Consider the following 18,871-nt stretch of genomic DNA (forward strand, 5'->3'; position numbering starts at 1 on the left):
GTCAGCGCCACATCCAGTTGGTGCCGTAGTCCTCTTTCCAGCCGGTCAACCGTCCGCGGCGGAACTTGAGGAACAGGCGGTGATGATGCGGGACCAGGCCGCTGCCGCCGAGATCGCGCAAGGCCAGAAAGGTCTCGTTGCCGGGCGTACCGTTCACGTAGATCAGCGGCTGCTCGAGCACGCGCGATGTCTCCCCGACATCCATGCCGAAGGCAAGCGGCGTCACGTTGGATAACGTCGCTGTGAAGGGCAGGCGAGCGGCAGACGGCAGCGCTCGTTGGGTTTCGGCGTGGCCTGCCGTCGGCAGGCCGAGGAGGAGTACGGCGGCAACAAGGCGCAACCTTGCGAGTGCGGACGTTCTCATGGGCTGAGCTCTCCTTCGGGCAACGGCGTCACGGTACCTTGTCATAACCCGTGCCGCGCTGCGATCCCAGCACCGCCGCGACGCACAACGTCGATTGCGGATTCATTTCGCGGTGTGCCGTTTCAAATCCCGTTGCGTCTCCGTGCCAACGCGATCATTCTCATGATGGCTGGCATCTAACCGGTGGGTGCACGCGAATCGACAAAACCGAACTTCGCCGTAAGCGAAGTCGTACGCCGGGCGGGGAAGAAACCAATGCCCAATCTCACGATCAACGGGCGGACCATGTCCGTCGACGCGGCGAACGACACGCCGCTGCTATGGGTCATCCGCGAGCAGTTGCAGATGACCGGCACCAAGTTCGGCTGCGGCGCGGGGCTGTGCGGCGCCTGCACCGTGCATGTCAACGGCGAGGCGGTGCGCTCGTGCCAGACCATGGTCGGCGACGTCACGAACAAGAAGATCACCACCATCGAGGGCCTGTCGCAGAAGGGCGATCATCCCTTGCAGAAGGCGTGGATCGCCGAGCAGGTACCGCAATGCGGCTACTGCCAGTCCGGCCAGATCATGCAGGCGGCCTCGCTGCTCGCCAAGAACAACAGCCCGAGCAAGGAGGAGATCACAGCGCATATGGACGGCAATCTCTGCCGCTGCATGACCTATTCGCGGATCCAGAAGGCGATCCAGCGCGCCGCGTCCGAGATGCGCACCGCGTCCAATTCGAGCGACCGGAGGGCGACATGAACCAGCACGTGAAGACCAACTCCTCCGTCGCGACAGATCTCAGCCGCCGCTCGTTCCTGGTCGGCACCGCGGCCACCGGCCTCGTGCTCGGCTATGCCGGCTTCGGCGATTCCGCGCTCGCCGCCGCCGCGCCCGCCAGCTTCGAGCCGAGCGTCTGGTATGCGATCGCGCCTGACGGGCTCGTCACCGTGACCTGCGGCAAGGCCGACATGGGCCAGCACATTGCGTCCACCATGGCGCAGATCGTGTGCGAGGAGCTCGGCGCCGCCTGGAAGGACATGCGCGTCCAGCTCGCCTCCAACGATCCGAAGTTCAACGACCCCGTGCTCGGCGCCCAGATCACCGGCGGCAGCTGGAGCACGATGATGAACTTCGATGCGATGAGCCGCGCCGGCGCTGCGGGGCGGATCGCGCTCACCGAGGCGGCTGCGACCGCGATGGGCGTGCCGGCCAAGGAACTGGTGGTGCGCGACTCCGTCGTGATGCATCCGAAGTCGAAGAAGCAGATGACCTATGCCGAGATCGTCAAGAGCGGCAAGATCACCAAGAGCTTCACGCCCGACGAGCTGAAGGCGATCACGCTCAAGACGCCCGATCAGTACAGCATGATCGGTGTCTCGGTGCCGCAGATCGACATTCCGTCTAAGACCAATGGCACGGCGAAGTATGGCATCGATACGATGCTGCCGGGCATGGTCTACGGCAAGGTGGTGACGCCACCGGTGCGCTTCGGCGCCACCGTCACGGCCGTCGATGACAGCGCGGCCAAGAAGGTCCCCGGCTTCATCAAGGCTGTCACGCTCGATGACAAGACCGGCTCGACCTCGGGCTGGGTGGTCGCGGTCGCCAACACCTTTGCCAATGCCAAGAAGGCGGCGGACGCGCTCAAGATCAGTTACGACAAGGGCCCGCACGCCCATGTCAGCACCGACAGCATCATCACCGAGGCGATGCGGCTGCAGGCGCAGGATGATGCCGGGCAGTTCTTCGTCAAGGACGGCGATGCCGCGGCGGCGCTCGCCGGCGCGGTCAAGGTGCTGGAGGCGGAGTACACCACCAGCATCAACATCCACGCGCCGATGGAGCCGATGAACGCGACCGCCGAGTTCAAGGGCGACATCCTGCACATCTATTCCGGCAATCAGTTCGCGACCCGCTCCGGCGCGATCGCAGCGGGAGCTGCCGGGATCGATCCGAAATACGTCGTGATGCATCAGGCCTGGCTCGGCGGCGGCTTCGGCCGCAGGCTCGATGCCGACATGATGGTGCCGGCGGTGCAGGCGGCCAAGGCCGTCGGCAAGCCGGTCAAGGTGATCTATTCCCGCGAGAACGACATGACGATGGACTACTCGCGGCCGCTCACCTATCAGAAAGTCAAGGCGGGGCTCGATGCCAGCGGCAAGCTGATCGCGCTGAGCCACGACGTCGTCTCGGCCTGGCCGACGGCGCGCTGGGGCATTCCCGACTTCCTGTCGCCGTCGGTCGACAAGAAGGGCCCGCTCGACTCGTTCACGGTCAACGGCGCCGACTTCTTCTACACCGTGCCCAACCACCATGTGCGCGCGATCAAGAACGAGCTCGCGCACAATGCGACGCCGTCCGGGCAGCTCCGCTCGGTGGCACCGGGTTGGACGTTCTGGGCGGTCGAGAGCATGATCGACGAGGTCGCGGCGGCGGCCGGTCAGGATCCGGCTCAGTTCCGCATCGCGCTGCTCGACGGCAAGGGCAAGAACGACGGCGGCGCGCAGCGGCTGCGCAACACGCTGCTCGCGGCGATGGGCCTGTCCGGCTACGGCGCCAAGAAGCTGCCGAAGGGCGAGGGCATGGGCGTGGCCTGCGTGTCGTCGCAGGAGCGGGCGACCGCGAGCTGGACGGCGTGCGTGGCGCATGTTGCGGTGGCGGACAGCGGCGCGGTCACGGTGAAGAAGCTCACCGTGGCGACCGATGTCGGCACGCAGGTGCATCCCGACAACATCCGCGCCCAGGTCGAGGGCGCGGCGCTGTGGGGCCTGTCGCTTGCGATGTACGAGAAGGCGACGTTGAAGGATGGCGGCATCGAGCAGACCAACTTCGACAGCTACACGCCGCTGCGCATGAGCCAGGTGCCGGAGGTCGCGATCGCCGTGATCGCCAATGGCGAGAAGGCGACCGGCGTCGGCGAGCCCGCGGTCACGGTGGTGGCACCAGCGCTCGGCAACGCCATCTACAACGCCTGCGGCGCGCGCCTTCGCTCGCTGCCGATCACCGCCGAGGCGGTGAAGGCCAACATGAAGGCGTAGTCGCTCGCCCCAGCTTGCCGCACTGTATCAGGAAACCGCCGGAGGTTGTCTCCGGCGGTTTTCGTTTGCCTGCGGTCCGCGCTGTCGTCACACAATTTGAACGATCGTCTTAACGCTCCGCTTACCTGAAAGCAGACAGCTTGAATGAACGGATTAAGCCGCGACGAACCCGTATCCCGGTAACCTGCTCGGGCAGCAAACCGCAGGGGTGAGCACGTATGACCGCGACAGCCGAGCAGACCGTGACCCAGAGCGCGACCAGGCGCCATCTCCTGCTCGCGTCCGATCGCGGTGACCAGAGCAGCGAGCTGGCGCGCATCCTGCGCTCGGTCGGCGACGTCGACACGATGCCGACCAACGAGATCCCCGAGAACCCCGGCAACCGTTTCTCCGGCGTCATCGTCGACATCAACCTGCGCTCGCCCGAAAGCGTGCAGCGGGTGCGCAAGAAGCTCGCCGCACGCGCCTATAGCGAGGTGCCGCGCCTGTTCGTGCTGGCGGAGGCGCTGCACCACGCCACCATGCAGGCCTGGGCGCTGGGCGCGACCGATACGATCGCGCGGCCGTTCAGCCCGGCCGACGTGTTGCAGCGAGTGCGCTCCGCGCTTCCGGCCGATGACGGCTATGACGAGACCGACCGCGGCAAGCTCCTGAACCGCGGCGTCGAGGCCGCGCAGGCGGTGATGGTCAAGATCTTCGAGAAGCTGCCAGCCGGCATTGCGCTGAGGATGGAGGACATCGTCGCCGCCGAGCGGAAGATCCTCAAGGCGATCAAGCATTCCTCGCTGCGTGAATGGCTGACCGTCGTCGGCTGCCATCACAACGACACCTACAGGCATTGCCTGTACGTCACCGGCTTCGCGGTCGGCTTCTCGATGCATCTTGGCATGCGCGAGGACGACCAGCGCCGGCTGGTCCGCGCGGCGCTGCTGCACGACGTCGGCAAGGCCTTCATCCCGGTTGCGATCCTCGACAAGCAGGGCAAGCTGACGGCCGAGGAGATCGCGATCCTGCGCCAGCATCCGCGCCGCGGCTACGAGGCGCTGTGGCGGCAGGGTGGCTTTCCGCCCGAGATGCTCGACGTGATCCTGCATCATCACGAATTCCTCGACGGCTCCGGCTATCCCGACGCGTTGCACAACGAGCAGATCAGCGACATCGTGCGCCTCACCACGATCGTCGACGTCTACGCTGCGCTGATCGAGGATCGCGCCTATCGGCCGGCCTTCACGCATTCGCGCGCATTCCAGATCATGGAGAACATGGGGCCGAAGCTGGATCAGCAATTGCTGCAGGCGTTCCGGCCCGTCGCGATGGGTGCGCATTGAGACGATCTGCCTGAGACGATCGGTCTGAGACGGAGTCCATCGACCGTCGGCAGCTGCTGAACGCAATTGCATCCCCGCGGCGACGCACTATCCTGCCCGCAATCGATCAGTTTGCGGGAGGATCGGCATGGGCGCGGCGGCAGCGGCCGAAGAGGCTATTCCCCAGGACATCGCGGCCAAGCTGGTCGATCCGGCCTGCTACGCCGACCACCGCATCCACGACGCCTATCGCTGGCTGCGCGCCAACAACCCGCTCGGCCGCGCCCAGCTCGACGCCTTCGATCCGTTCTGGGTGGTGACCCGGCACGCCGACATCCTCACCGTCAGCCGCCAGAACGATCTGTTCCACAATGCGGACCGCGCGACCACGCTGACCAACAAGGCCGTGCTGGAGCGGGTGACCAGGATCACCGGCCAGCCCAATCTGGTGCGCTCGCTGGTGCAGATGGATGCCCCCGATCATCCGAAATATCGCGCGCTGACGCAGGGTTGGTTCATGCCCGCCAACATCGCGAAGTTCGAGCCGCGCATCCGCGAGCTCGCGCGCGCGACCGTCGACCGCATGGCCGCCCGGGCTGCGGCCCATGGCGGCGCCTGCGATTTCGTCGCCGACGTCGCGCTGCATTATCCCCTGCACGTGATCATGGAGATCATGGGCGTGCCGGAACAGGACGAGCCGCGCATGCTCAAGCTGACGCAGGAGCTGTTCGGCCCGCAGGATCCGGACACGGCGCGGGTGCGCGAGGCGCTGTCGGCCGAGGTGTTCGCGGCGATGATGCAGGCGGTGGTGGCCGATTTCGGCGCCTATTTCGAACGCATCACCGAGGACCGCAGGGCGAGGCCGCGCGACGACCTCGCGACCGTCATCGCCAATGCCAGGATCAACGGCGAGGAGATGCCGCTGCACGACCGCACCAGCTACTACATGATCGTCGCGACCGCGGGCCACGACACGACGTCGTCGTCGACGGCGGGTGCGATCTGGGCGCTGGCGGAAGATCCGGACCAGTTCGCGCGCGTCAAGGCCGATCCCGAGCTGATCCCGGGCCTCGTCGACGAGGCGATCCGCTGGATGACGCCGGTCAAGCATTTCATGCGCAGCGCCACCGCCGACACCGAGCTCGGCGGCCGCCGCATCGCCAAGGGCGATTGGATGATGCTGTGCTACGCGTCGGGCAATCGCGACGAGGCCGTGTTCGAGGACCCAGATACGTTCCGCAGCGACCGCAAGCCGAACCGCCACGTCGCGTTCGGCTACGGCGCGCATCTGTGCCTGGGACAGCATCTCGCCAAGCTCGAGATGCGCCTCCTGTTCGAGGAACTGCTGCCGCGCCTGACCTCGCTCTCGCTCGACGGCCAAGTGAAGATGACGCAGGCGACCTTCGTCAACGGACCGAAGAGGCTGCCGATCCGCGTCACGATGGCCTGAGGCTTCGCTCAATCGAGCAGCTTGCGCAGCTCGGCCTTGGCGACCTTCTCCAGGGTCGAGCGCGGCATCTCGTCGACCAGTCTGACCTCGCGCGGCACCTTGAAGTCGGCGAGCCCCGCGCGGCAGGCGGCCAGCACCTTCTCCGGCAGTTCGTCGCAGGCAATGCCGGCCTGCGGGATCACGAACGCCACCGGGATTTCGTCCAGCATCGGATGCTTCCTGGCGACGACAGCCGTCTCGCGCACGCCGGGCACCGTGATGATCACCTGCTCGATCTCGGACGCCGCGACGTTCTCACCGCCGACCTTGAGCATGTCCTTGGCGCGGTCGCCGAACTTGATGAAGCCGTTCTCGAGCCGCGTGACGCGGTCGCCGGTGAGGAAGAATCCGTCGGCATCATAGCTCGTCCGCGTCGCCTCCTCGTTGTAGAGATATTCGGCAAACAGCGACAGGCCGGGCACGCCCTTGATGGCGAGATTGCCGGTGTCGCCGACCGCGGTCGGCCGGCCGTCATCGTCGGTGATGCGGATGGTGTATTCCGGCGCGGCGCGGCCGATCGACATCGGCGTGTTCGGCTGGTCGATCTCGCCGACGATGCCGTGGGTGATGGTCTCGGTCATGCCCCACCAGCCGATGATCTTGATGCCGAACCGCGCGAACGCTGGCGGCTCCGACATCGCGGTGCCCCATAGCCGGAATTTGTGATCCCTCGGCATCTCCTGGTCGAGCAGCGCCTTCATGCAGAACGGAATCGTGGAGGTCCAGGTGCAGCCGTGCTCCAGCGCGACGGGCCAGAACCGGCTCGCCGAGAAGCGCGGCTGGATCACACAGGTCGCGCCCACCCACAGGCTTGCCAGCATCGAATAGGCCAGCGCGTTGGTGTGGAACAGCGGCAGATAGGTCTGGTGCACGTCGCGCTGATGCAAATCCTCGTGCACGGCATTGACCTTGGCGCCCCATAGCGCATTGGCGTGCGTCCACAGCACCGCCTTCGGTCGCGACGTCGTACCTGACGTGTACTGCACGCTGCATGGCGCCAGCGGGTCGACCGCGCGCCGCGGCCGGTCGGCGCTATCGGCGAACAGCGTCTCGAAGCTGTCGCCCACGCCGACCGCGGCCGTGTCCGGCTGCCCCGGATCATGCGAGATCACCGCGAGCCAGCGGATGCCGCGGCAATGCGCCGAGATCATCTCGGCGTAGGCCGGCTGGGTGATCGCGGCCACGGCGCGGCAATGATCCGCGAAGTAGTTCATCTCAGCGGCCGCCGAGCGCGTATTGGTCGTGACCGCGAGCGCGCCGAGCTCGACGCAGGCGAACCAGGCGAGCATCGCCTCGACGCAATTGTCGAGATGGATCAGCACCGCGTCGCCCGGCTTGATGCCGCGCCTGACGAGACCCGCGGCGAGCGCGCCGACGCGGTCGTGAAATTCGCCATAGCTCCAGCGGCGCGCCGGCGCCTCGAACGGCGTCCAGATCAGGAACGGATGATCGCGCCGGGTTTCGCTGCGCAGCTTCAGGAGCCAGGGCACGTCCATGCCGTCGAACGGCGTGACGACGCCCGTCGCGGTCTTCATCTCGTTCATCTGTCCTCCCATTGTTCTTGTTCTTTTCGTGCGGCCCGTGTCGGCCGCTTCGTGTCCGTCCGCCTCTTTTGCCATCCGGTGCCGCCGCGATCAAATCAGGATTGAACCCGCCTCTTTCCGGGCGCGACCAATGGCGCGGCAAGACACGACCGGAGGTTCGCATGCAGGCCCTGGCACGACCATGGCGGCTGCCCGATGCCCGCTATTTCCAGATCGCGGCATTGGCCACGCTGCTGGCGATCAACTTCGCGCTCATCGATTTCGGCGCGCGCCCTGCGGCCAGCGTGATCGCGATCGCGATGGCGCTGCTCACGCAATGGGCCTGTTGCCACCTCTCCGGCACGCCTTTGGACCTCAAATCGCCGTTGATCACGGGGCTCTCGCTCAGCCTGCTGTTGCGCGCCGATGCGCTGTGGCTGCATGGCGCCGCTTCTGTCATCGCGATCGGATCGAAATTCGTGCTGCGGATCGACGGCAAGCACGTCTTCAATCCCGCCGGCCTTGCGATCGTGGTGCTGCTGTTCACCGCCAAGGGCGTGTGGATTTCGCCCGGACAGTGGGGCGCCGAGATCTGGTTCGCAGCGCTCGCCGGCTGTTTCGCCATTCTCGTCCTCAGCGCGTCCCGCCGGGCCGACATCGCCGTCTATTTCTTGGCCAGCCACGCCGCGCTGCTGATGTTCCGCGCCGTCTGGCTCGGTGATCCCCTGGCGATCCCGCTGCATCAGCTACAGAGCGGCTCGCTGCTGATCTTCACCTTCTTCATGATCTCCGATCCACGCACCACGCCCGATTCGCGCGCGGGCCGGCTGCTGTTCGCGGTGACGGTGGCGGTGGCCGCGCACTACCTGGCCTTCTTCATGCAGATGCGGCCCGCGCTCTATGTCGCGCTGATCGCGCTCTCGCCGCTCACGCTGGTGTTCGACCGGCTGATCCCGGCGGCCCGTTTTTCCTGGCGTTCGTCCGTTCCCGAAGGAGTGTCGACATGATCCTGCGTCTCAGCAACAACATCGTCCGGACCGGTGTCGCGGCCACCGCGATCCTCGCCCACGCAGCGATTGCCCCGGCCAACGCGTTCTGCGGCTTCTATGTCGCACAGGCGGACGCCAAGCTGTTCAATCAGTCCTCGAAGGTCGTGCTGGCGCGGGACGGCGACCAGACTTCGATCACCATGGCCAGCGACTTCGAGGGCGACGTCAAGGAATTCGCGGTCGTCGTTCCCGTGCCGACCTTCATCGAGCGCAAGCAGATCGGCGTGGTCGAGCCGAAGACGATCGACCATCTCGACAAATACACGGCGCCGCGGCTGGTCGAGTATCACGACGAGGATCCTTGCCATCCGATCATGTACCGCATGGCCGCTGGCGTTCCGATGCCCGCCGCAGTTGCGAGAGGCGAAGCATCCATGTCCCGCCAATACGGCGTCACCATCGAGGCGAGCTACGACGTCGCCGAATACGACGTGCTGATCCTGTCGGCGCAGGAGAGCGACGGGCTGACGCGCTGGCTGACCGACAACGCCTACCGCATCCCGCAAGGCGCGGAGGCCGTGCTCGGCAGCTACATCAAGCAGGGCATGCGGTTCTTCGTCGCCAAGGTCAATGTCGAGCGCATGAAGGCGCTCGGCAACGGCCAGTTGCGGCCGCTGCAGGTGCGCTACCAGAGTGCCAAATTCATGGTTCCCTTAAGGCTCGGCACGGTGAACGCCAAGGGGCCGCAGGATCTCATCATCTACGCGCTGACCAGGAGCGGCCGCATCGAGGCCGCCAATTATCGCACCGTGAAGATCCCCTCCGACATCGACGTCCCGCTGTATGTGAAGAACGAGTTCGGTCCGTTCTACAAGGCGCTGTTCGAACGCGCCGTGGCGCGCGAAAACATGCAGGCGGTGTTCGTCGAATATGCCTGGGACATGGGATGGTGCGATCCCTGTGCCGCCGATCCCTTGAGCAACAAGGAACTGGCCGAGCTCGGCGCGCGCTGGATCGGCAGTGATGACGACACCGCGTTCCGCGCCAGGCGCGGCGGCGGTTCCGACGCCTTCGTGACCCGGCTGCACGTGCGCTACGATGCCAAGACCTTCCCCGAGGACATCGTGTTCATCGAAACCAAGGACCGCAGCAATTTCCAAGGCCGCTACGTTCAGCACCATCCCTGGCGCGGCGAGGCGACATGCGAGGCGACCAAGTCCTATCAGGAGAGGCTCGCCGCGCGCTTCGCCAAGGAGGCGGCCGATCTCGCCGCGGTGACCGGCTGGTCACACAGCGAAATCGTCGCCAGGATGGCGCAGAGCGGCGAAACCGTCACGAAGTGACGCCGACCTTGGCTCCGTCCTGATACGAGGAAATCTCGATCAGGCTGCCGTCGGGGTCGCGGCAATAGACCGAGCGCAGGGAGCCGCGGGCGCCCTGCCTGTCGACCGGGCCTTCCTCGATGGCGATGCCGAGAGCCTTGAGATGCGCCACGACCTCGTCGGGCGTGCTGCCGGTCAGAAAACACAGGTCGTCGCTGCCGGCCATGACATGGTCGGCGGTGAACCAGTCGACCTTGTCCGCGTCCTTCGGTCGCACGTTGATCTTCTGGTTGCCGAACAGCAGCGACGTCCGCTTGGCCCGCCCCGGACCGGGGTCCGACACCTGCAACGCCATGCCCAGGACCGTTTGATACCAGGCGGTCGTGCGCTCCACGTCGGCGACATTGATCACCAGGTGATCGAGGGCATCGATCTTGACCGGCATGAACTCCTCCCTCCCGATTGAGACATCGACCTCGCCGCGACAGCGGCATTCTGATATACTACGCACCAGCCGTTCGTTAACGAACGCTCAACGATATATCCGAGGAAACGCATGATTTCACGTCGTACTGCGCTTGGTCTGATCGCTTCTGCCGTCCCGTCCGTCGCCGCCATTCGCAGTGTGTCCGCAGCGGACTATCCCGTCCGCCCGGTCCGTTTCGTGGTCGGCTATCCGCCGGGCGGCGCGACCGACATCCTCGCGCGGCTGATCGGCCAGCGGCTGTCCGAGACCTTCGGCCAGCAGTTCGTGGTCGAGAACAAGCCGGGTGCCGGCAACAACATCGGCACCGAGTCGGTCGTGAACGCGACTGCCGACGGCTACACCATCCTGCTGGTCAATCCGGCGAACTACATCAATGTCAGCCTCTACACCAACCTGAAGTTCAATTTCGTGAGCGACATCGCGCCGGTCGCCTCGTTCAACCGCGTGCCGAACGTGATGACGGTCAACAGCGACATCAAGGCCAAGACCGTCGCCGAGTTCATCGCCTATCTCAAGGAGAACCCGGGCAAGGTGAACATGGCTTCCTCCGGCAACGGCACGTCGGTGCATCTGTCGGGCGAGATGTTCATGGCCATGACCGGCACCAAGATGCAGCACGTGCCGTATCGCGGCGCGGCGCCGGCGATCACCGACATGCTCGGCGGACAGGTCCAGGTCATCTTCGACAACATGCCCTCGATCATCCAGCACATCCGCTCCGGCTCGCTGCGCGCGCTCGGCGTCACCACCCAGGAGCGTTCGGCGCTGTTGCCAGACGTGCAGGCGATCGCGGAAACCGTGCCGGGCTATGAGGCCAGCGCGCTGTTCGGCGTTGGCGCGCCGAAGAACACGCCGAAGGAGATCATCGAGAAGCTCAACAAGCAGGTCAACGCGATCCTGGCCGAGCCCGACATCAAGAAGCGGCTGGTCGATCTCGGCGGTGATCCCCTGATCCAGACGCCGGAGCAGTTCGGCGCACAGGTGGCTGCCGAGACCGACAAGTGGAAGAAGGTCGTCGAGTTCGCCGGCCTGAAGCTGGATTGACGAGAAGCGGTCGCGCTCGGCGATGACGTGCCGCCAGCGCGACACGCCATCGCCTTGGTTGGCGACCGGCTTCGCCGATTTGTCGTTTTTTGACCATGCGAGTGTGGTGCAACCCTCCTCCCACAAGAGGAATGGATCATGCGCAAGGTGATGATGGCGGCCGGCCTGGCCGGCGTTGCATTCGTCAGCGTGGCGGGCGCTGCGCCTGCTGCCGCCGGCTACGACTATCCGTGGTGCGTGCAGGGCAGGGGCGTCGGATTTCCCGGCGATTGCTCCTATCAGACCTTCGAGCAATGCCGGGCCAGCGCATCCGGCCGCAGCGCCAGTTGTGGCATCAATCCGCGCGTGGCATTCGGCCAGGCGCGCCGTCCCTCGGTCTATGTCGACATGCCGCCGCCCCGTCGTGTGCACCGCTACTCCTATTACTGAGCGCAGGCGCCCTCGGGGGATCGCGCCGCGGGGATAGTCCGTGCTTGCCCGTGCTTGCGTCGGCTTTGCGATCGTGTATACTTTGCAATACAAAGTTAAATCGCGCCGGATCCGGCTTCAGGTGAGACATGCGCGACCTCGACAAGGCGCTGGCGGACATCATCGCGATCCGCAGCCAGCTCGCAGCAGGCACGGCCTTTCGCGGCTATGGGCCGGCGACGATGGCTGCGACCGCGGCGGTCGCCTTCGCCACCGCTTCGATTCAGCAGATCGTGCTGAGCGATCCGTCCGCCGAGCCGCTGTCCTTCCTGCTCGGCTGGGCGGCAGCGGCCTGCGTCTCGCTGACACTGATCTGGTTCGAGATGCGGGCGCGCTCGCGCCGCCATCATTCCGGCCTCGCCGATGCGATGATCCACCAGGCGGTCGAGCAGTTCCTGCCGGCGGGCATCGCCGGCGTCCTGCTCGCGGTGCTCATGTGGAAGTTCGCGCCGGAGGCGCTGTGGATGCTGCCGGGGCTGTGGCAGATCCTGACGTCGCTCGGCGTGTTCGCCTCGGTGCGCTCGCTGCCGCGCACGGTCGCGCTGGCCGGCGCGTTCTATTTCCTGGCCGGGTTCGCGGTGCTCCTGATCGGCAGCGTGACCCATCTGCTGTCGCCCTGGACCATGGGCCTGCCGTTCGCGGCCGGCCAGGCACTGATGGCGGGCATTCTGTATTTTGCGACCGGAGATTCCGATGCCGAAGACTGACGGCAGCGCGCCGTTTTCCTATGACGGGCTCGATCGCGTCATCCACGAGAAGGCGCGGCTCGGCCTGCTCACCTCGCTGATGGCGCATCCGAAGGGGCTCGCCTTCGCCGACCTCAAGCAGCTCTGCGGGCTGACCGACGGCAATCTCTCGCGTCACCTGCAGGTGCTGCAGGAGGCCGGCCTGGTCGAGGTCACCAAGGGCTATGAGGGCAATCGCCCGCACACCACCTGCCGCCTGACCAAGGCCGGACGCCGCCGGTTCCTGGACTATCTCGCGGTGCTCGAACGTCTGGTCCGCGACGCGGCCGCCGCCGCCGGCAAGGAGCCTGCGCCATCCTCGGTCGGTCTCATGCCGGGCCGCGCCTGACCTTCTCATCGCATTTTTTGACCTGGAGCTTTGCAATGCAAAGTAGTCTGCAACCTAAATCGCCTGCTGTGGTGGACGGCCTGCATGTCGGCATCATCATGGACGGCAACGGCCGCTGGGCGACGCGCAAGGGCATGTCGCGGCTGCGCGGCCACGAGGCCGGCGTCGAGGCGATCCGGCGAGTCGTCGAGGCTGCCCCCGATCAGGGCATCGGCACGCTGACGCTGTATGCGTTCTCCAGCGACAATTGGCGGCGCCCACGCGCCGAGGTCGCCGCGCTGATGGCGCTGCTGCGGGTCTATCTCGCCAGCGAGGTGGACTCGCTGGTGCGCAACGGCGTTCGTCTCACCGTCATCGGCCGCCGCGACCGGCTGCCCGGCGGCATCGCCGACGCCATCGGCCGCGCCGAAGCGGCCACCCGCGATGGACGGACTCTGCATCTGCGCATCGCCGTCGACTACTCGGCGCGCGATGCGATCCTCAATGCCGCGGCCAGGGCGCGGGAGATCGACGGTCTGCTGACCCGCGAGGCATTCTCCGACCTGATCACCGGCGAGGCCGGCCTGCGCGACGTCGACCTGATCATCCGCACCTCCGGCGAGCAGCGGCTGTCCGACTTCCTGCTGTGGGAAGGCGCCTATGCCGAGCTGCATTTCGCCCAGCGCATGTGGCCCGATTTCGACGCCGCCGATCTCGCCCAGGCGCTGGCCTCGTTCCGCGGCCGCGAGCGCCGCTTCGGCGGCCTGGATGCGGCGTCACTCGCGCTGGCCGAGAGCCTTTGATCCGGCCCTGGGCGGCCGCGACACAATCTTTCCGCGCATCGGGGAATCATCTACCGCTTGCAGCACGAGCGCAGAGATCCCTCGATGAAGCACAAGCCGCCCCGGCCCGCCGGCAAATCTCCGGTCAAACCCGGATCCTCCGGCCGCGATGAAACGGCCGATGCGCTGTGTGCCGCGGCCTTGCGGCTGCTGTGTGCCGGCCAGTTGGCGCAAGCGGAGGACGCCTGCCGCCGCGCGCTGACGCTGGATGCGGCGTCTATCGACGCACTGCATGCGATGGGGCAGGTCTGCCTCGCGCTCAAGCGTGCTGACGATGCGATCGAATGGTTCGCTCGCGCGCTCAGGCTGGACATCTCCGTGCCGGCGTCCTTCGTCGGCCTCGCCCAGGCGCTGCGGCTGGCCGGCCGCCTCGACGAGGCGATCAAGGCCTATGACCGCGCGCTGCAACTGCAGCCGGATGCCGCCGAGAGCTGGGATGCGCTCGGTGAGCTGCTGCAGCTGGCGGGCCGCCATGCCGAGGCGGCACTCGCCTGTGACCGCCTGCTGCAACTCGCGCCCGATCGGGCCGCAACGTGGTTTCGTCTCGGCGAGGTGCTGGACGCGCAGGGACGCCGCGACGAGGCGGCCCTGGCATTCGACGAGGTGCTGAAGCTGACGCCCGGCCATGTCGAGGCCGCCAACAAGGCCGGCGCCGTTCATTTCGATGCCGGCCGCTACGACGAGGCGATCGCACGCTTCGACCGGTCGCTCGCGGCGAACCCGGATCAGGCCGGCGTGCTCTGCCTCAAGGGCATCTCGTTGCGGCGGCTGCGCCGCTACGGCGAGGCGCAGCCTTGCGGCCAGCGCGCACATGTGCTGGCGCCCCATGATCCCGACATTGCCAACAGCTACGGCTGTATCCTGCAGAATCTCGGCCGGCACGACGAGGCGGTGGCCGTGTTCGACACCGCGATCGCGATGCGGCCGCAGACGGCGGAATTCCACAATCACCGTGGCACCTCGCTCGCCGAGCTGCACCGCTTCGACGAGGCCTTTGCCAGCTTCGACCGCGCCGTGGCGCTGAAGCCTGACCTCGCCGACGCGCATTGGAATGCGGCGCTGTTCCGGCTGCTCACCGGCGATTTCGCGCGCGGCTGGGCGGCGCGCGAATGGGGGCGCAAATGCCGTGCCGTCGGCTTTGTCGAGCGCAGCTTCGACGCGCCGATGTGGCTCGCCGACGCGCCGCTCGCGGGCAAGACCATCCTGCTCCACAGCGACGAGGGATTGGGCGATACGATCCAGTTCGCGCGCTACGCGGCAATGGTGGAAGCGCAGGGCGCGCGCGTCGTGCTCGAGGTCGACGCGCCGCTGCAGCCGCTGTTGTCGGGCATCGATGGCGTGGCGCAGTGTCTGGCCCGCGGCGTCGATCCGATTCCGGTTGTCGACTTTCACTGTCCGCTGTCGAGCCTGCCGCTCGCCTTCGCCACCCGCCTCGACACCATCCCTGCCGCACCGTGCTATCTGCCGCGCCCGCCGGCCACGCGCTGCGCCAGCTGGGAGCAGCGCCTCGGGCCGCACGACCGTCTGCGCGTCGGACTGGTGTGGTCCGGCAATCCCGTGCATCTCAACGATCACAACCGCTCGATGCCGCTGGCGACGCTGGCGCCGCTTCTCGATCTGGGCGCGCGCTTCGTCAGCCTGCAGAAGGACGCCCGGCCGGCGGACAAGGCGTTGCTCGCGACGCGCAGCGACATCCTCGATCTCACCGCCGACATCCGCGACTTCGTCGACACCGCCGCGCTGATCGACAACCTCGATCTCGTCATCACCGTCGACACCAGCGTAGCGCATCTTGCCGGCGCGCTGGGTAAGCCAACCTGGATCATGCTGCCCTACACGCCGGATTACCGCTGGCTACTCGATCGCGACGATAGCCCCTGGTACCCGAACGTCCGGCTGTTCCGCCAGGATGAGCGCCGCGACTACGCCGCTGTCGTGGCCCGCGTCGGCGCGGCGCTGGCGCAGCGGATCGAAGCCTTCGCCGCGACGTAGACCTTGCATCAATTCGCCCGGAGCCCGATCGAGATTTCGTGGACGCGCCGCGTCAGCTCGGCGACGCTGCGCCATCCCGTCTTTTCCCGCGTGCGCTTCAGATGCGTATATACGGTCGTCACCTTGACGCCGCGGGAGGCTGCGTATTCGACCGCCGTCATACCGGCGCTCAGGGCGCAGGCCAATTGCGCCTCGGCCCGGGTCAGGCCGTGCAGATCCTGCAGCAGATGCGTCGCGGCGCTCGCCTGCAGCGGGTCGTGCACCAGCATCATCGCGGCGGCGTCGGGACAATCGGATCTGGGCCACGGATGGCGCAACGCGCGCAGAGAGATCGTGCAAGGGGGCAGCCCGTCCGGACGGGGTGCGAGGAAGTCGAGGGCCGCATCCGCATCTGCAAGACCGCCGTCGCGCGTCACCGCGTCGAACGCGCGCGCATAGCGGCTGCGGAGATCGGAGGAGCCGAACTGAATGCCGCGGGAGTCGATCCGGAACAGCCCGCTCCCGGCCGAGATCGTCTGCAGGCTCGGATTGACGTGGATGATCGCGCCTTTCGGATCGAGCAGCGCGATGCCGTCCGTCAGGAGGTCGAGCGCAGCCGTGCCGATGTCGCCGCCGGGAGCTGCGACGAGGCTGTTGCGCATCCGATGGGCGCGCTGCAAATGAGGCGTCAGTCGCCGCATCAGCGCGATCTCGCACGTGCCAACATGCCCCTGCCGCGGCGACCGCTGCAGGGTGAAGGCGACGAGCCGTTGCGGCGATTGTTCCAGCACCACCGAGAGGAAATAGCGTAGTCCAGCGCGCGGCAGAAACTCGGCATAGAACGGATCCCGGTTCATGGTGCTTTCGTCCATGACTTGATAGTCCCAGGACAATCCACTTCGCTGCTGGCGCAGCGCCACCGGCAGGCGGGGATTGCGTGGCGCGAAATGGGCGAGATAGTCATCGCCCTCGGCGGAAGCGGCGCCGCTGCTGTGGAAGATGACGGGCCGGCGCGCGGCCGTGTCGATCACTTCGAAGGTCGCGCCTTCGGCACCTATCAGCTTCCGGATCGTATCCAGCGCCGCGGTGATGCCATCCGGCTCCGCGAAGCCGTGATAGATGGCGTCCAGCGCCTGCGCATAGCGTTCGCTTTCCACGGTCATCTCTCCGCGATGGCCCGGCTGCGCGGGTCTGAGATTTCAACCCTGAGACGCAGACGATATTCCCCATCATGGGTCGTCGCGGAGAGTGCGAGGTTCACGGCCGAGGCCGCCTGGAGCCGATCGCCGCTCCAGGCGTCGCGCCCGCGGGCAGCTACTCCGCGATCGTGTCGCCGGAGCCACCGAACTCGCGCGGAAAGTCCTTCAGCTTGGGCAGGCCGTCGCGCATCGGCAGCACGGTCTCTGCATAGTTGACGTGGACGGCCGGCTCGAAGGCGAGATCGGGAAGGGTTGCCGCGAACACGTCGACGAGTCCGAGCGGCGGATGATTTGTCATCAGATGGCCGCCGCATTTGGCGCAATATTGCCGCTGACTGAGCGATGTCTTCTGGAACATCGCGACGTGCTCGGCCCCGGACGTGATCCTAACCGCGTCCGGCTTCCACAGGCTGAAAGCGTTCACCGGCCCTCCGGACCACGACCGGCAGGACCGGCAGTGACAATAGCCCATCGCCTCCGGGCTTCCGGAAACCTCGATTTGAACCAAGCCGCAAAAACATCGTCCAGAGAGCGTCATCATCATCCTCATGTGTTGTGAGAGCGGCGGACGGCATCATTCCTGAGCCCAAGCGTCTTGGCATCCGGCGACCAATGCCGGGACTGTCACGACCGGAGGTGATCCGCTTCACATTCGAAGACGACGCACGCTGGCAGGTCCCCTGATCGGAGGACGCGGGCCGCGAGATGATGGCGGTATCGATTTCGTCATCGGCGCGGCGCTCTCACGTCTTCGTTGTCAAGTCACGGGTGATTGCATGTCGGACCTCAACCCTCGGATCATCGAATTCTCGACCGACCACATTCCGGAGCCGGAGCGCGCGGCGTTCTGGCGCGAGCACTACGGGCAGGTCATGTTGCGTGTCGATTTCGAGCCCGCGTCCGACGTGGCGCTGAAGGCGCGCAATCGCGCGCTGACATTGCCGGGCCTGCAACTGCTCGATGCCTGGGCCACGCCGGCGCGGATCTCGCGATCGGGCCGCTATCTCGCCGACGGCGCCGACAATGTGATCCTCGCGATCAATCGCCGAGGCACCGCCTTCGTCGAGCATGCCAGGCAGACCTGTGAGCTGCGCGAAGGCGAGGCTGTGATCATGAGCGGTGCCGATCCCTGCGCCTTCCATCGCGCCAGCAACGGCCACTCGCTCACGCTGCTCGTGCCTCGCGTGATGATCGAGGCCGCCGACGTCAGTATCGAGGACGCGGTCATGCGGCCGATCCCGGCCGATCGGGGCGCGCTGCAGCTGCTCGATCACTATGCCAGCTGGCTGATGACCGGCAGCGGCGAGGTCGATGCGCGGCTGCTCAATCTGTCCGTGCGCCACGTTCAGGATCTGCTGGCGCTGTCGCTCGGGCCGGCAGCCGACATGGCGGAAACGATGCGTGCGCGAGGTCTGCGCGCGGCGCGGCTGAAACTCGCCAAGTCCTTCCTCATCGCCAACAGCAGGCGCCGCGATCTCTCCGTGATGACGGTCGCGGCCAGGCTGAACGTCACGCCACGTTACGTGCAGCGCCTGTTCGAGATCGACGGCACTACCTTCTCCGCCTTCCTGTCGGGCGTGCGGCTGGCGAACGCGCATCGCATGCTGTGCGATCCGGCCCATGGCCAATTGGCGATCGCCAGCATCGCCTATGATACAGGCTTCGGCGATCTGTCGCATTTCAACCGGTCGTTCCGGCGTCAGTATGGGCTGACGCCGCGGGAGGTGCGGGGCGATCGCGGCAACGGTCGCGAACCTGCGATCGAACGTAGGTCTTGAGAGGAGCGCGGG

Annotated in this window: 18 protein-coding genes; 13 read left to right on the forward strand and 5 right to left on the reverse strand. The window is 66.4% G+C overall.

What is annotated here, in order from left to right; translation table 11 throughout:
- Window position 1 precedes the first annotated feature (1 nt).
- Window positions 2-364, reverse strand: a complete 363-nt coding sequence (locus tag ACQR1B_RS00785) for a hypothetical protein (protein ID WP_434832751.1) — start codon at window positions 362-364, stop codon at window positions 2-4.
- Window positions 365-619: 255 nt separating this feature from the next.
- Between ACQR1B_RS00785 and ACQR1B_RS00790 the strand changes: the two genes are divergently transcribed.
- The 4 genes from ACQR1B_RS00790 (at window position 620) to ACQR1B_RS00805 (ending at window position 6,144) form a co-directional block, all read left to right on the forward strand.
- Entirely contained in the window at window positions 620-1,108 is a 489-nt protein-coding gene (locus ACQR1B_RS00790; RefSeq protein WP_434832750.1) for a (2Fe-2S)-binding protein, read from the forward strand.
- Window positions 1,105-3,387: a molybdopterin cofactor-binding domain-containing protein gene (locus tag ACQR1B_RS00795; protein WP_434832749.1), complete on the forward strand. Its 2,283-nt coding sequence runs from the start codon at window positions 1,105-1,107 to the stop codon at window positions 3,385-3,387. The genes ACQR1B_RS00790 and ACQR1B_RS00795 overlap by 4 nt, the downstream gene beginning before the upstream one ends.
- Window positions 3,388-3,605: 218 nt before the next feature.
- Window positions 3,606-4,715, forward strand: a complete 1,110-nt coding sequence (locus tag ACQR1B_RS00800) for an HD-GYP domain-containing protein (RefSeq protein ID WP_434832748.1) — start codon at window positions 3,606-3,608, stop codon at window positions 4,713-4,715.
- A gap of 127 nt (window positions 4,716-4,842) precedes the next feature.
- Window positions 4,843-6,144 (forward strand): cytochrome P450, encoded by a 1,302-nt coding sequence (locus ACQR1B_RS00805; RefSeq protein ID WP_434832747.1) that lies wholly within the window; start codon window positions 4,843-4,845, stop codon window positions 6,142-6,144.
- Between the two features lie 8 nt (window positions 6,145-6,152).
- Here ACQR1B_RS00805 and ACQR1B_RS00810 read toward each other — a convergent pair whose 3' ends face one another.
- Window positions 6,153-7,727 carry an AMP-binding protein gene (locus ACQR1B_RS00810; RefSeq protein WP_434832746.1) on the reverse strand — a complete coding sequence of 525 codons (1,575 nt, stop codon included), beginning with the start codon at window positions 7,725-7,727 and terminating at the stop codon, window positions 6,153-6,155.
- Between the two features lie 161 nt (window positions 7,728-7,888).
- On the opposite strand from ACQR1B_RS00810, the gene ACQR1B_RS00815 reads away from it, so the two are divergent.
- Both ACQR1B_RS00815 and ACQR1B_RS00820 read left to right on the forward strand, forming a co-directional pair.
- Window positions 7,889-8,713, forward strand: a complete 825-nt coding sequence (locus ACQR1B_RS00815; RefSeq protein WP_434832745.1) for an RnfABCDGE type electron transport complex subunit D — start codon at window positions 7,889-7,891, stop codon at window positions 8,711-8,713.
- Entirely contained in the window at window positions 8,710-10,038 is a 1,329-nt protein-coding gene (locus ACQR1B_RS00820; protein WP_434832744.1) for a DUF2330 domain-containing protein, read from the forward strand. Before ACQR1B_RS00815 ends, ACQR1B_RS00820 begins: the two co-directional genes overlap by 4 nt.
- Here the strand turns inward: ACQR1B_RS00820 and ACQR1B_RS00825 are convergent.
- Window positions 10,028-10,462: a VOC family protein gene (locus ACQR1B_RS00825; protein WP_434832743.1), complete on the reverse strand. Its 435-nt coding sequence runs from the start codon at window positions 10,460-10,462 to the stop codon at window positions 10,028-10,030. The genes ACQR1B_RS00820 and ACQR1B_RS00825 overlap by 11 nt on opposite strands.
- A gap of 111 nt (window positions 10,463-10,573) precedes the next feature.
- On the opposite strand from ACQR1B_RS00825, the gene ACQR1B_RS00830 reads away from it, so the two are divergent.
- The 6 genes from ACQR1B_RS00830 to ACQR1B_RS00855 all read left to right on the forward strand — a co-directional run bounded on the left by ACQR1B_RS00830 (window position 10,574) and on the right by ACQR1B_RS00855 (window position 15,903).
- Complete coding sequence (locus tag ACQR1B_RS00830) at window positions 10,574-11,548, forward strand: Bug family tripartite tricarboxylate transporter substrate binding protein (protein ID WP_434832742.1); 975 nt, start codon at window positions 10,574-10,576, stop codon at window positions 11,546-11,548.
- A gap of 138 nt (window positions 11,549-11,686) precedes the next feature.
- Entirely contained in the window at window positions 11,687-11,977 is a 291-nt protein-coding gene (locus ACQR1B_RS00835) for a DUF3551 domain-containing protein (RefSeq protein ID WP_434832741.1), read from the forward strand.
- A 128-nt stretch (window positions 11,978-12,105) separates the two neighbouring features.
- On the forward strand, window positions 12,106-12,723 hold the full coding sequence (locus ACQR1B_RS00840; RefSeq protein ID WP_434832740.1) for a hypothetical protein: 618 nt from the start codon (window positions 12,106-12,108) through the stop codon (window positions 12,721-12,723).
- Entirely contained in the window at window positions 12,710-13,090 is a 381-nt protein-coding gene (locus tag ACQR1B_RS00845) for a winged helix-turn-helix domain-containing protein (protein ID WP_434832739.1), read from the forward strand. The genes ACQR1B_RS00840 and ACQR1B_RS00845 overlap by 14 nt, the downstream gene beginning before the upstream one ends.
- A gap of 35 nt (window positions 13,091-13,125) precedes the next feature.
- Window positions 13,126-13,872, forward strand: a complete 747-nt coding sequence (locus ACQR1B_RS00850) for a di-trans,poly-cis-decaprenylcistransferase (RefSeq protein WP_434832738.1) — start codon at window positions 13,126-13,128, stop codon at window positions 13,870-13,872.
- A gap of 84 nt (window positions 13,873-13,956) precedes the next feature.
- Window positions 13,957-15,903, forward strand: a complete 1,947-nt coding sequence (locus tag ACQR1B_RS00855) for a tetratricopeptide repeat protein (protein ID WP_434832737.1) — start codon at window positions 13,957-13,959, stop codon at window positions 15,901-15,903.
- Between the two features lie 8 nt (window positions 15,904-15,911).
- Here the strand turns inward: ACQR1B_RS00855 and ACQR1B_RS00860 are convergent, their stop codons facing one another.
- Window positions 15,912-17,045 carry a helix-turn-helix transcriptional regulator gene (locus ACQR1B_RS00860; protein ID WP_434832736.1) on the reverse strand — a complete coding sequence of 378 codons (1,134 nt, stop codon included), beginning with the start codon at window positions 17,043-17,045 and terminating at the stop codon, window positions 15,912-15,914.
- Window positions 17,046-17,196: 151 nt separating this feature from the next.
- Complete coding sequence (locus tag ACQR1B_RS00865; RefSeq protein WP_434832735.1) at window positions 17,197-17,619, reverse strand: GFA family protein; 423 nt, start codon at window positions 17,617-17,619, stop codon at window positions 17,197-17,199.
- Between the two features lie 238 nt (window positions 17,620-17,857).
- Between ACQR1B_RS00865 and ACQR1B_RS00870 the strand changes: the two genes are divergently transcribed.
- A complete protein-coding gene (locus ACQR1B_RS00870) occupies window positions 17,858-18,859 on the forward strand; it encodes an AraC family transcriptional regulator (RefSeq protein ID WP_434832734.1) in 1,002 nt (333 codons plus the stop codon).
- The last annotated feature ends 12 nt before the right edge of the window (window positions 18,860-18,871 follow it).

Origin of the sequence: Bradyrhizobium oligotrophicum, from assembly GCF_051168495.1 — a bacterium.
Lineage (GTDB): Bacteria > Pseudomonadota > Alphaproteobacteria > Rhizobiales > Xanthobacteraceae > Bradyrhizobium > Bradyrhizobium oligotrophicum_A.

Bases quoted from the DNA above. Each gene is read 5' to 3' on its own strand.
- ACQR1B_RS00820 (WP_434832744.1), top strand. From the start codon at position 8,710: ATGATCCTGCGTCTCAGCAACAACATCGTCCGGACCGGTGTCGCGGCC.
- ACQR1B_RS00835 (WP_434832741.1), top strand. From the start codon at position 11,687: ATGCGCAAGGTGATGATGGCGGCCGGCCTGGCCGGCGTTGCATTCGTC.
- ACQR1B_RS00800 (WP_434832748.1), top strand. From the start codon at position 3,606: ATGACCGCGACAGCCGAGCAGACCGTGACCCAGAGCGCGACCAGGCGC.
- ACQR1B_RS00860 (WP_434832736.1), bottom strand. From the start codon at position 17,045: ATGACCGTGGAAAGCGAACGCTATGCGCAGGCGCTGGACGCCATCTAT.
- ACQR1B_RS00840 (WP_434832740.1), top strand. From the start codon at position 12,106: ATGCGCGACCTCGACAAGGCGCTGGCGGACATCATCGCGATCCGCAGC.
- ACQR1B_RS00810 (WP_434832746.1), bottom strand. From the start codon at position 7,727: ATGAACGAGATGAAGACCGCGACGGGCGTCGTCACGCCGTTCGACGGC.
- ACQR1B_RS00850 (WP_434832738.1), top strand. From the start codon at position 13,126: ATGCAAAGTAGTCTGCAACCTAAATCGCCTGCTGTGGTGGACGGCCTG.
- ACQR1B_RS00855 (WP_434832737.1), top strand. From the start codon at position 13,957: ATGAAGCACAAGCCGCCCCGGCCCGCCGGCAAATCTCCGGTCAAACCC.
- ACQR1B_RS00805 (WP_434832747.1), top strand. From the start codon at position 4,843: ATGGGCGCGGCGGCAGCGGCCGAAGAGGCTATTCCCCAGGACATCGCG.
- ACQR1B_RS00825 (WP_434832743.1), bottom strand. From the start codon at position 10,462: ATGCCGGTCAAGATCGATGCCCTCGATCACCTGGTGATCAATGTCGCC.
- ACQR1B_RS00865 (WP_434832735.1), bottom strand. From the start codon at position 17,619: ATGACGCTCTCTGGACGATGTTTTTGCGGCTTGGTTCAAATCGAGGTT.
- ACQR1B_RS00795 (WP_434832749.1), top strand. From the start codon at position 1,105: ATGAACCAGCACGTGAAGACCAACTCCTCCGTCGCGACAGATCTCAGC.
- ACQR1B_RS00790 (WP_434832750.1), top strand. From the start codon at position 620: ATGCCCAATCTCACGATCAACGGGCGGACCATGTCCGTCGACGCGGCG.
- ACQR1B_RS00845 (WP_434832739.1), top strand. From the start codon at position 12,710: ATGCCGAAGACTGACGGCAGCGCGCCGTTTTCCTATGACGGGCTCGAT.
- ACQR1B_RS00870 (WP_434832734.1), top strand. From the start codon at position 17,858: ATGTCGGACCTCAACCCTCGGATCATCGAATTCTCGACCGACCACATT.
- ACQR1B_RS00830 (WP_434832742.1), top strand. From the start codon at position 10,574: ATGATTTCACGTCGTACTGCGCTTGGTCTGATCGCTTCTGCCGTCCCG.
- ACQR1B_RS00785 (WP_434832751.1), bottom strand. From the start codon at position 364: ATGAGAACGTCCGCACTCGCAAGGTTGCGCCTTGTTGCCGCCGTACTC.
- ACQR1B_RS00815 (WP_434832745.1), top strand. From the start codon at position 7,889: ATGCAGGCCCTGGCACGACCATGGCGGCTGCCCGATGCCCGCTATTTC.